This is a genomic window from Pantoea sp. BL1, assembly GCF_000963985.1.
Classification (GTDB): Bacteria; Pseudomonadota; Gammaproteobacteria; order Enterobacterales; family Enterobacteriaceae; genus Pantoea; species Pantoea rwandensis_B.
Map to the genome: position 1 here is coordinate 1 of NZ_JZRH01000101.1, position 203 is coordinate 203.

At 63.5% G+C, this 203-nt stretch carries 1 pseudogene; it reads right to left on the bottom strand.

From position 1 onward, the window contains the following. Positions 1-203: pseudogene (locus VH86_RS25995) on the bottom strand (hypothetical protein); the annotation flags it as partial.

Genomic DNA, 203 nt, shown 5'->3' on the forward strand with positions numbered 1-203 from the left:
AGCCAGCTGCGCACCGGGTGCAGGCAGCCAGACTCGCCTGTGCCGTCCCACACGTATACATAGTGCTCCGGGTCGCGCAGCGCCCAGGCAACCATCCCCTCCCACATCACTTTTGCCGCGTTGGTCTGCGCGCTGTCGGTAATGATGATCGACCAGCGATGCAGAAAATGGCAGAAAAAACGCCGCGCCAGGCCGTGCACCGC